We start from the raw sequence: 11105 nt of genomic DNA on the forward strand, positions 1-11105 counted from the left end.
GGACCTGAGCGGCCGCTGCCGCCGGCCGGAGGGGCGTCTCGTGCGGGGCCATGTCGCGCTGCTGGGCGAGCAGATCCAGCGGCAGCAGGACGACGACGCCGGTGCCGCCGCGGGACGAAGGACGGTAGCTGACGCTGATGCCGTACTTGGCCGCGAGCCGCCCCACGACGGCCAGGCCGAGCCGGGTGCCCTGCAGCGAGGCGAGGTCGGTGACGCGGCCGGCCACGGCCTCCTCGGCGCGGCGCATCGCCGCGTCGGCCATCTTCAGGCCACTGTCCTCGATGGTGACGACGATGCCCGCGCTGCGGTCCTCGACATAGACGTGCACCTCGTCGATGGGCGGTGAGAAGTTCGCCGCGTTGTCCATCAGTTCGGCGAGCAGATGCATCACGCCTTCCGCGGCGAAGCCGGAGACCGCGGCGCGGGTGGAGCAGTGCAGGCGCACCCGCTGGTATGCGGCGATGCGGCCGACGGCACCGCGCAGGATGCTCTCCATCACGATCGGCTTGTTCCAGGCGCGGCTGGACCTGCCGCCCATGAGCAGGGCCAGCCGGTCGGTCATCAGGCCCAGTTGGGAGGTGCCGTGGTCCAGCTTCAGCAGGTCTCCGAAGACCTCCTCGCCGTGCCGCTCCTGCATGTCCCGCAGGTCGGCGAGCATCCTCACGGCCTTGGCCTGGACCCGGCTGAGCGCCTTGGCGGACGCGGCCTGGGCCGCGGCGGCGCGCCGCTCGCTGTGGGCGAGTTCACGGACGAACGCCTCGGCCGGGGTGCGCAGCGCCGGCAGTCCGGGCAGTTCGATCTCGGCGAGTACGGTGTCGGCGGACCGCCCGTCGCGCAGCCGGGCCACCGCCGCGGGCATCGTCTCCTGCGTGAGCCGCTGCAACTCCCCGAGGGTCCGCTCCAGTTCGTGCCGGGTCTTGCGGTACTCGTCCTCCAGTACGGCCGCCCTGTGGACGTCCTCCTCGACGGCGGTGGCGAACGCGTGCGCGAGCCGCCGCAACTGCGGGTCCGACTGCGGCGGCATGCCGGCCAGTACGTCGGACGCGCCGGCGCCCTCCCGCAGTCGTTCGGCCACGACGGGCAGCGTGGCACCGGCCAGTTGGGAGATCTCGGCCGACCGCCGGGCGGCCTCCGCCCCGAGACGGACCTTCTCCGCCTCCTGCCGGGCGGCCGCCGTCCGGGCCCGGTGGACGAGCCGGTGGCCGACGAGGACGGTGACGGCCACGCACACCCAGGCGGCGACCACCACGGTCAGGGCCCAGGTGAAGGCGTCGGACGGTGCCAGGGCGAGCGCCGCGCCGCCGGTGGCGGCACTCGTCACCAGCACGGCCGATAGCACGGCGAACGAGGTGCGCGGCGCCCCCACCGGTTGATGCTGGCTGGGTGAAGCAGGCACTGGCATGGAGCGGTCCCTCGGTCCGTGAGTGCAGGGGATTCGGGGCGGCGGCACAGCGGCCGCGGGCCGGAGAAGAGGTCAGCCGACAGGAGGGCGATCCTCCGGCCACGTACGGCTCATGCTAGTCACGCCGCTGTGCGCGAAGGCGCCGCCGACTGCATACTCCGTCGGCAATCCGGGTTTCGTCGTGAACCCATCGCTCGTAGGTCCCGCCGTGATAGACGACGGCACGCCAAGCGGGACCGGCCGACGTGGTGAAAGACCCGAGCACGGCACTGACGGAACGTCATATTGCTTCACTCGCAGGCCACTTACTGACCTGATCACCCCTACGAGCGACCGGTTTTCGGCCAACTCTGCACGCACGCAACCCTTATCGAGTATCGGCCATGACGGCGACCCGGGTGTGGAGGTGTGGAAATGCCGCTGATCGTGAATGTTCCGTGACAGGATCCCGGTGGCACACTCCGGCCGAGCGCTCGTTCACCTGCCGAGGGCCGGTGGCGGAAGAGCGTCGGTGTACGCGTTCACCGGTTCGGCGGTCTTCTCCACGGACCGGGCGTCGAGCGCGGCGGGAGCGGAGCCCGTGCCGAGGGTTCCGCCGGGATGCCAGGCGCCCGTGACCGTCACCCAGGTGTCGGCGGCGGGGGCCGGGGCGCCGTGCACCCGCACCTTCACGGACCGGGCGTCCGCCGCGCAGCAGGAGATCATGATGCGCGTCAGGAACCAGCCGCCGCCCTGCCCGGCGGACGTGACGAAGCCGGTCATCCGGACCGTACGCCCCCCGATGGCCCCCGTACGGTCCTGCCGCACGCGCCGGGTGAAGTCGGACAGGGTGATCGGCAGCGGCGAGGTCGCGGGCAGCGGATCGAAGTCGTCCTCGTGGGTGACGGCCACTTCGGCCGGCTCGCGCGAGGCGGTGTACGCGCCGAGGGCGGGCGGGGCGTAGAGGAGCAGGCTCAGCGCCGGGAGGAACAGCAGCCACGCCGGACGGGGCACGGAGGAGTGCTGGTGCCCGTGGCCGCCGTCACCGTGGCCCGTGTGCCCGCCGTCCTCGCGCCGCCGTAGGGAGGACACCGCGTCCGTCAGGCCGAGGAGGATCAGCAGGACCCCGGAACCGATGAGCAGCGGACGCATCCCCTCCTTGACGTAGCGCAGGTACAGGTCGCCGAAGAGGGCGATGCGCAGCAGGCCGGCACCGCTGAGCAGGAGCAGGACCGTCTGCAACGGGCGTCTCACAGCAGGGCTCCTCCGATCAGCACGCTGGACAGGACCGCCACGACCGCCGTGGCGGCGGAGAACCGGAGGGCGAAGGCCCGGCCGAACGTGCCCGCCTGAAGGGCGATCAGCTTGAGGTCGACCATCGGACCGACCACCATGAACGTCAGCCGCGCGACCGGCGAGAACCCGCTCAGCGAGGCCGCCACGAACGCGTCCGCCTCCGAGCACACCGACAGCACGATCGCCAGCCCGGCCAGGAACAGCACCGACAGCCAGGGCGAACCGGAGAACGCGTCCAGTACGGACCGGGGCACCGCCACATTGAACGTGGCCGCCGCCATCGCGCCCAGCACCAGGAAACCGCCCGCATGCAGGAAGTCGTGCCGGAAACCGTCCCGGAACTCCCGCCACCGGCTGCCACCCGGCTGATGCCCGCCGTGTCGCACACCGGCACGCAGCCACTCCGCCCGCCCCAGCCAGAGCCACAGCCAGCCCATCACCGACGCCGCGGCCAGGGAGGCCAGCAGCCGGGCCACGACCATCCCCGGCTGTCCCGGGAACGCGACCGCGGTGGCGGTCAGCACGACCGGGTTGACCGCGGGCGCCGACAGCAGGAACGCGAACGCGGCCGCCGGAGTCACACCGCGGCCGATCAGACTGTTCGCCACCGGCACGGACGCACACTCACAGCCCGGCAGCACGACTCCCGCCACACCCGCCACCGGCACGGCGAGCACCGGCCTGCGCGGCAGTATCCGGCTGAACACCCGTGCCGGCACGAACGCGTTGATGGCGCCGGACAGGGCCGTGCCCAGCAGGAGGAAGGGCAGCGCCTGCACGGTCACGGCGAGACAGACGGTCCGCCACGCCTCCATCGCCGGTGTCTCCATCCACCGGCCCCCGAAGTAGAGCACCACGCCGGGGACGGTGGCCGCCGCCAGCAACAGGAGGGGCCAGGGCAGGGGCAGGTCGTAGCCCCCGTCGTCCCGCTCGGTGCCTTCGGCGATCTCGGGCCGTTCTTCCGTTTTCCGCAACACCCACTCCGTCTGCCGCACGCCCGGGTCATCACAGCGGGCACCGACGAAGGATATTAGTTTTCATTATCATTCAGTGTCATCACCGGTACGGTGCGACGGCGATCACTGCCCGCCGCCGGTGAGCCACGCGGTCGGGTCCGTGTACTGGCCGTCCAGGAGCACCTCGAAGTGGAGATGCGGGCCGGTGGACAGGCCCGTCGAGCCGACGAACCCGACGGGACGGCCGGTCGTCACGCTCTGGCCGGTGGTCACCTGGAGGGCGGACAGGTGGCTGTACGTGGTCTCCAGCCGCTTTCCGTCGACCGTGCCGTGGTCGATCACCACGCGGTAGCCGTAGGCGGGGGTCAGGCCGGCGAAAGCCACCCGTCCCTCCCATGCCGCGGACACGGGGGCCCCTGCGGCGCGCCGAAGTCGACGCCCGTGTGGAGTTTGGTGACCCCGGTCAGCGGGTGCGCGCGCGAACCGAAGGGCGAGGTCACGGTGAGCGCGGTGACGGGCGGTGTCAGCAGCGCGCCGGCGGCCCGTCCGTTGTCCTGTTCGGGGTTCTGCCGGACCAGGGCGTCGTGCTGCGGCAGCCGCTTCCTCACCCCGGCGACGAACGCGCGGGCCGGAGCCGGGATCTTCCCGGCCTCCTTGACCTGGTCCGCCCCGGCCACGTACGCGGCGAGCGTGAGGTCGGCGACGTCACCGTTGACGGTGCCCTTGGTGCGCAGCGCGGTCATCTTCTCCGCCGGGGAGCAGTCCTGCCGCCCCAGCGCCATGATCGCGTCCGCCACGTCGCGCGGTGAGGACGTGCCGTTGCCGTCGTCGTCCCGGCCCCAGGTCTTCCAGCCGGCCTCCGTGAAGCGGGCGACGCCCTGCTCGGCCAGGCTCGCGGTGTCGTCCTGCCACCCGGACAGCTGGTCGATGTGCGCGGCGAGAAGCGCGGGCGTGACGCCCGTACAGTCCGCGGTCGCCCTGCGCAGCCAGGGGACGTACGAGCCGTCCACGTTGCTGACGGCCGACTGGCCCGGCACGGGGCCGGGCGCCGAGGCGGCATCGAGGCCACCGGTCAGGGAGAGAAAGGCGAAGACACCGGTGAGCGTCACCAGGCTGGGCAGCACGATCAGCGTGAAGGGGCCGGGTCCGCGACGACGGCGCGCCCGGCCGCCGGCCGCACCCTTGGCTTCGGACCCCGCGGCCGGTGACCCCGTGGCGGCGGGTTCCGCGGCCGGTGCCCCCGTGGCTCCCGGCCCCGTGGTGGGCTCCTGCGGTTCGGGGTGCGCCGTACCGTCGTCCGTGTACGCGTCTCGCGTGGCGTCGTTCCCGGTCGTCCCCGGCACGAGGGGGTACGCCGCCTCGTCCCTGTCCTCGGTCACGTGCCGGGCCGGCTCCATGAGGGCGTCACGGCAGGGCGTGCTGTCGGCGGGATGTATCGGCTCACGCCCCGACGCTAGCGAGCCCGGGCCGCACCGTCACCAGTCGCGAGGACAGGGTGAACTGCCCGATGGGGCAGTGCCGTTGCCCAGGGCGACGGGGCCTGCCGGCAGGTGGACGGTGGACGGGCCGGGCCGGCCCTCTGCATCGATTCCCCCTCCCGCACCGCCGTTTCCCCTCGCCGGGAGGCCCGGGTGGGCGGATGCGGGACCGGTCGGGCCGGTGGGCGCGCGGTACGCGTGGCTTCGGAGACAGCCGGCGTCATGTCGATGCTCCGTCCGTGCCCGGCGACGTCGCTGCCTCCTGTGGCGCGGAAGGGTCCCCGGCGTCTCCAACCGGTGACGTGGCAGCCCCGCGCCGACCGTTCCCCCCAGGGACATTGCCCACAGCCGTGCCCATGGCGCGGAGCGAGGTCAGTCGTCGGCGGCGGCCACCAGCTTGCGCACGTTCTCGACGCTGCCACAGCCCGACTCCAGATACTGCGCGCGCGCCTTCCGGAAATCCTGCCCCAGTTCGGCACGGCGGTCATCGCCGACGTTCGCCCGGGCATCGTTGAGCAGGGTCCGCTCTTCCTCGTCCGCGTGGTGGTTGACCGCCGTGACCAGCTCTTCGAGTTTCTCCTCCCACTCCTCGGAAGCGGTGTCGTCCACCTCCAGCAGCGCGAGCAGCGCTTCATTGGCTTCGTGATGCTCGTGGACGCCGTGGTCGACATCCTCGCCGTCGACCTTCTTGTACCGGCGCAGCGCCGGGTAGACCTTGTCCTCCTCGGCGGAGGCATGTGCGATGAGCAGACCGGCGAACTCCTCCAGAGCGGCGGCACGGTCCGCTTCGGCATTGCGCAGGGTGCGGAAGAGGTCCTCCATACGGCGGTGGTCCCGGAGGATGAGCTCGACGACGTCGGTGGACGGCACAGTGACTCCCTGACTGCGTGTGACGGGCATTCGAACGCGCGGATACCCGGGTTCCCGCCGATGAGACGTACCGGCCGGCGTGCCACCCCGCGTGCGGCGCGCTCCGCGAACGCGGCCGGCCCCTGAACGATCGAGAAGGGACACCGACGCGGGTCAGAGACCCCTCACCGGGCGAAGCCACGGAGAGCGGCAGACGAGTCGGGCGGTCCGCGTGGGTGACGGTCCTGGCCGTTCGGTGTGGAGATCACCGCGCGGCCAGGTCCCGCACCGCGGCCCTGTCGCTCCGGGCGGTGCCCGGTTGATCCGGACTCGAGGCCGTCGCAGCCGCTGTGTTCGGCCGACGCTCAGAACCGGGCACGGCCGTCGCCCGGTTACGGCGAAGGCGTCGGGGTGACCGCCATACGGTCCAGTTCACCCATGGCACGGACGAAATCGCTCCGGTCCGACGTCTGGAACCGCTTGAAGAACCAGTCGGGCACCCGGACCTGCCGGAGGCGGGTCTGCAACAGGACGTCCTGGATCTGCCGGGCGAGCTGCAGAAGTACGGGAACGTCCTCGGCCGGCCTGCCCCGGGAGACGTGTCCGCGCATCTCGTCCATGAGCACCGTGTGGGCGTGCTCACGGGCCGCGGCGACCTCCCGCTGGGACGCGGCGGTGTCCATCCCCAGAAGCAGGAGTCCCAGGGAGGGGACGAACCAGTGCAGCAGCAGATCGGAGACGGTCATGGACCGGGCCAGGCCCAGCCCGACGCCTGCCGCGGCCCAGAACAGCAGCCCGCACGACACGGCGGTGGCGTAGCGACGACGGACCCTGGCACCCCAGCCGAGGCACTGCATCTGGCACGCGAGAACATCCAGCGGCCGGCTGAGCGCGGTGGCTTCGAAGAAGTAGTCGTGCAGCAACGACTCGGGGGCCTTGTACCGCTGGGCGACCCGGCCCACCTCATGGGAGGGCAGTACGGTGCCGCCCGCGAGGACGGTGTTCCAGGGCAGTCGGAGGAGGCTGACGTCGAACATCTCCTGGAAGAGGGCGGCACGACGCATCTCCCTGGCCGCCCACAGCCGTGCGCCCGCGGCGTAGGCGAGCGCCCACAGCAGGCCGAGGAGCGTGCCCGGTGTCTTCAGTACGGGCGCGAACACACCGGCCACCCCCAGGCCGGCCAGCAGGGTCGAGAGCGCGATGTGTGACGACGCGAGCCTCTTGGCCCGGCGGTGCGACACGGAGGCGGCTTTGAGGAGCTGCAACAGCTCCGGGTCGTTCTGCCGAGCCAGGATCGAAGTGTCTGCTGCTGCCCCCACGGCATCCCCCCGGCGGGTGTGTGAGCGGCCGACTCCGACGGTGGGCCGGCCACGGCTGAGAACATGCCCGGTACCGAGCGGGGCCATGCGTCACTCATAAGGGATCAGCGCGATACAGCGGGTCACAGATCCCAGACTTCGATCCGTCCCTCGCTGCCGAGCATCGCGATCAGCAGACCGTCGCGGGAGATGGCGATGTCGTTGTACGTGCCGGACTGCCGGAGCTGGGTTCCTCCGTCGACCGTGGGGGTGGAGAGCCGTCCCCGCCTCAGCCAGAACAGCGTGCCCGCCTCCGTGCACACCAGACGCATCCGTTTCGCACCCATCGCCTCACGGCTCTCCCGGTCGGTGAGGACACGGCGGTAGACCTCCCGCCCGTCATCGGTACGCCACACGACGACCTCCTCGAACGTCACGCACCCGACATGACCGGCAGTGCGGCGTCGCCGCGAGGTACCCGGAAGCGGACCGTGTCGCCGTCGACGCTCACCTCGCTCGCGCCGGTCAGCCGCCCGGCGACGTCGGCCGCCTCCGCGGCCTGGTCGGTCACCTCGATGGTGATCGCGTCGCCGGCGACCCGGGCCTTGAGGGCGTCGGGGGTTCCCTCGGCGACGATCGTGCCGTGGTCGGTGACGAGGATCCGGTCACACAGCGCGTCGGCCTCGTCAAGGTAGTGGGTGGTGAGGAAGACGATCGTGCCCTGCTCGGAGCGCAGGCGGCGGACGTGCTCCCAGAGGTTGGCACGGCTCTGCGGGTCGAGGCCGGTGGTGGGCTCGTCGAGGAAGACGAGCGTCGGTTCGTGGACGAGTCCGAGCGCGATGTCGAGCCGGCGGCGCTGACCGCCGGAGAGCGTCTTGACGGGGCGCTGGTCCAGGCCGGCGAGGTCGAGCCGCTCGGCGAGCGGGGCTCCGCGCCGTTTGGCCTCGGTGCGGGACAGGCCGTAGAGCCGGGCCTGGAGTTCGATCTCCTCGGCGACTCTGGACTCGGGCCAGGTGGCGCCGCCCTGGTGGACGCAGCCGATCCTGCGCCGCACGCCCTGGGGGTCCGTCAGCAGGTCGCAGCCGACCACGGTGCCAGTTCCGCCGGTGGGGCGCAGCAGGGTCGTGAGCATCCGTAAGGTCGTGGTCTTGCCCGCTCCGTTGGGGCCGAGGAAGCCGACCACCTCCCCGGGCGCCACGTCGAAGTCGATGCCTTTGACCGCTTCGACATCCTGGCCGCGCACGGTGAACCGGCGGGCGAGACCTCGCACTGTGATCATGAAATCCTTCTCTCGGCCCGGCAGTCGCCCGGCCGACTCGCGGCGCCCGGCCGGGATGCCGACGTCGGCGCGCGGCTCGTCAGGACTGGCCATCGGCCGCCGCCTGGTACTCGGCGAGGCGCTCCTGCGCCTCGGCCATGTCCTCGGCGGTCGGGGCGTCGTCCTGGGTGAGCTTGACGCGCCAGTAGCCGCTGAAGTCGATCGCGCGCTTGTCGAGCCCCCGGTCGTTGACCAGGTGACGGCGCAGGGTCCGGACGACGCCGGCCTCACCGGCCAGCCAGACGAAGGGGCGCCCGGGCGGGAACTCGGCGCCGCGGACGGCGTCGATGAGGGCTTCGCTGCGGCCGGCCGGAGTACCGTCGCGGTGCAACCAGTGCAGGGTGACGTCGCCCGCCGTCTGGAAAGTCTGCTGCTCAGCCTGGTCGGCGACCTCGATGTAGACCTGGGCGCGGGCCCGCTCGGGCAGGGCTTCCAGCAGGGTGCCGATGGCGGGCAGCGCCGTCTCGTCGCCGGCGATCAACAGCCAGTCGGCGGAGGTGATCGAGTCCGTCAGGGCGACCGGTCCGGTGTAGATCGCGGAGGGGCCGACCATGCCGAGCCGGTCTCCGGGGCGGGCGGCACCGGCCCAGGCGCTGGCGGGGCCGTTGTCCCCGTGCAGGACGAAGTCGACCTCGACGGTGTTCGTCCCGGGCACCCGCCGGCGCAGGGTGAAGCTGCGCATCCAGGGCCGCTCGTCCTCCGGAATGGCCAGAAATGCCTGGTACCAGCCCGTCGCGTCGTCGCTCTGCTCCGGTACGACGGGCCGCTCCTGGCCGGGCCGGGGGAAGCAGAGCTTGAGCTGCTGGTCCGGGGTCAGGCCGACGGAGTCTTCGAGGTGGTCGGCCTCGAACGTCACGCGGGCCATCCGCGGTGTGATGCGTGTGATGTCGGTGACCTGGATGAACGTGACGGGGAGCTCTGCCATCGGAAACCTTCCACGAACGTACGGGCATACCGGGGCGAGTAGCCGCCCAGCTGGTATCTTTACAGCGTAAAGAGTTACGCTGGCGAGGTTACTTTATGCTGTAAGGAGTTGCAAGGTGGTTGTTTTCGCCGGACAAGGCGATGCCCGCCGATCCATGTCCCTGCTCTGGCGATCGGCCGAACCCGGGGGGGCCGCTCTCAAACCCGGCTCCAAACCCGGCCCTAAACCCGGACTCGACGTGGACACGATCGTGGCCGCGGGTATCGCGGTGGCGGACGAAGAGGGCATGGCAGCCCTGTCCATGCGGGCGGTCGGGACCCGGCTCGGGCGGACCGCCATGGCGCTCTACACGTACGTGCCGAGCAAGAGCGAACTGGTCGACCTCATGCACGACCGGGTGCTGGCCGAACTGCCCACGGAGTACGACACGAGCGCGGGCTGGCGGCCGGCGATCACCGAGTGGGCCGGCGACGCCTGGGCGTTCTATCTGCGCCACCCCTGGGTGCTCCAAGTCTCGCAGGCCCGACCCGTGCTCGGACCGAACGAGTACGCGCGACTGGAGACGGTGGTGCGGATCCTGGGCGGAATCGGCCTGGAACCCCTGCGCGTCAGACGGGTCATCGCGGTGTTGTTCCAGTTCGTGCGGGGCATGGCCCTGGTCGCGACGGAGCACCGGCAGGCGGCGCCGGAGACCGGGGTGCCCGACGAGGAGTGGTGGGCGCAGCGGTCCGCGCTGCTCTCGGAGTTCGCACCCGACTTCACCGAACACTTCCCCGCGCTCGCGGCCCTGGAGTCGACCGCGAGCCTCGCCGCCATGACCGAGGCGGAGGCGGGCGGCGCCGCGTCGCACATGGAGCAGGAGGCGAGGGAGGCGTTCCGGGTGGGCCTGGGGCTGATCCTCGACGGCGTCGAGGCGGCGGTGCGGACAGACTCCGACGGCACGCTCCACGCCTCGGCCGACACCCTCTGACGGGGTCGTGCGGGCCCGGGCGGGCCCGCACGATCCGGCACCTGCCGCACTCCCGAAGCGGTCGGTCTCGAAGCCGATTGAACCCCAATCGGCCAACCCCGGCCGGAAATGTTCATTGAGTCTTTCCCGGTAAGCGCCCGTCGCTCGCTGTGATCGCGATGCTTGCGCTGCGGCCCGTGCGGTCCCCAAGTCCGGGCAGACGTAAGGCCCCTGGTAGGAACGATCTTGCGACGGATTGTTCTGACCGAGGGGCCTCACGTGCCGACCAGTGTCACATACACCGCGGTGCTCGATGTGAAGCGGTCCACCGCCGAGCACCTGGCCCGGCTGCTGCGCGATCACCGCGTCGCGGCCGGAACCCGCAGGGGCAGGCGTGCGCTGGGCTGCTTCCNGCAGGCGGTGCTCGTCCTGCGCTGGTTCATCGACGGCACCCGCCTTTCCCAACTCGCCCGCGACAACGGCCTGTCGGCCTCCACCGCATACCGCTACCTCCATGAGGGGCTGACCGTTCTGGCGGCCGGGGCACCGGACCTCGCCACCGCGTTGGAACGCGCGAAGGCGGCCGGGCTGACGCATCTGAACCTCGACGGCACCGTCATCCGCACCGACCGCGTCGCCGCCCCCGGCCCCAACG

Annotated in this window: 9 protein-coding genes and 2 pseudogenes; 2 read left to right on the plus strand and 9 right to left on the minus strand. The window is 71.6% G+C overall.

Annotated elements, in window-relative coordinates; translation table 11 throughout:
- The 9 genes and pseudogenes from B9S61_RS26925 to B9S61_RS26965 form a co-directional block, all read right to left on the minus strand.
- Nucleotides 1-1402: ATP-binding protein (locus B9S61_RS26925; protein ID WP_103544570.1), on the minus strand; the 1402-nt coding region annotated here is incomplete at its 3' end.
- A 477-nt stretch (nucleotides 1403-1879) separates the two neighbouring features.
- Nucleotides 1880-2635: a TIGR03943 family putative permease subunit gene (locus tag B9S61_RS26930; protein WP_103544563.1), complete on the minus strand. Its 756-nt coding sequence runs from the start codon at nucleotides 2633-2635 to the stop codon at nucleotides 1880-1882.
- Nucleotides 2632-3624, minus strand: coding sequence for a permease (locus tag B9S61_RS26935; protein WP_258039867.1), 993 nt, complete (start codon nucleotides 3622-3624; stop codon nucleotides 2632-2634). The genes B9S61_RS26930 and B9S61_RS26935 overlap by 4 nt, the downstream gene beginning before the upstream one ends.
- A gap of 132 nt (nucleotides 3625-3756) precedes the next feature.
- Nucleotides 3757-4976 (minus strand): annotated as a pseudogene (locus B9S61_RS26940) (M23 family metallopeptidase).
- A 507-nt stretch (nucleotides 4977-5483) separates the two neighbouring features.
- A complete protein-coding gene (locus B9S61_RS26945; protein ID WP_181007549.1) occupies nucleotides 5484-5981 on the minus strand; it encodes a hemerythrin domain-containing protein in 498 nt (165 codons plus the stop codon).
- A 371-nt stretch (nucleotides 5982-6352) separates the two neighbouring features.
- The gene (locus B9S61_RS26950) at nucleotides 6353-7279 is read right to left on the minus strand and encodes an S-4TM family putative pore-forming effector (protein WP_146064956.1); all 927 of its coding nucleotides are present in this window, start codon (nucleotides 7277-7279) and stop codon (nucleotides 6353-6355) included.
- 122 nt (nucleotides 7280-7401) lie between these two features.
- Nucleotides 7402-7674, minus strand: coding sequence for a hypothetical protein (locus B9S61_RS26955; RefSeq protein ID WP_146064957.1), 273 nt, complete (start codon nucleotides 7672-7674; stop codon nucleotides 7402-7404).
- 17 nt (nucleotides 7675-7691) lie between these two features.
- Nucleotides 7692-8537 (minus strand): ABC transporter ATP-binding protein, encoded by an 846-nt coding sequence (locus B9S61_RS26960; RefSeq protein ID WP_103544571.1) that lies wholly within the window; start codon nucleotides 8535-8537, stop codon nucleotides 7692-7694.
- Between the two features lie 79 nt (nucleotides 8538-8616).
- A complete protein-coding gene (locus B9S61_RS26965) occupies nucleotides 8617-9501 on the minus strand; it encodes a siderophore-interacting protein (protein ID WP_103544568.1) in 885 nt (294 codons plus the stop codon).
- 115 nt (nucleotides 9502-9616) lie between these two features.
- Between B9S61_RS26965 and B9S61_RS26970 the strand changes: the two genes are divergently transcribed.
- Together B9S61_RS26970 and B9S61_RS26975 are read left to right on the plus strand one after the other, a co-directional pair.
- A complete protein-coding gene (locus B9S61_RS26970; RefSeq protein ID WP_103544569.1) occupies nucleotides 9617-10471 on the plus strand; it encodes a TetR/AcrR family transcriptional regulator C-terminal domain-containing protein in 855 nt (284 codons plus the stop codon).
- Between the two features lie 258 nt (nucleotides 10472-10729).
- Nucleotides 10730-11105, plus strand: a pseudogene (locus B9S61_RS26975) (IS5/IS1182 family transposase); the annotation flags it as partial.

Source organism: Streptomyces sp. SM1, assembly GCF_002910825.1.
Taxonomy (GTDB): Bacteria; Actinomycetota; Actinomycetes; order Streptomycetales; family Streptomycetaceae; genus Streptomyces; species Streptomyces okerensis.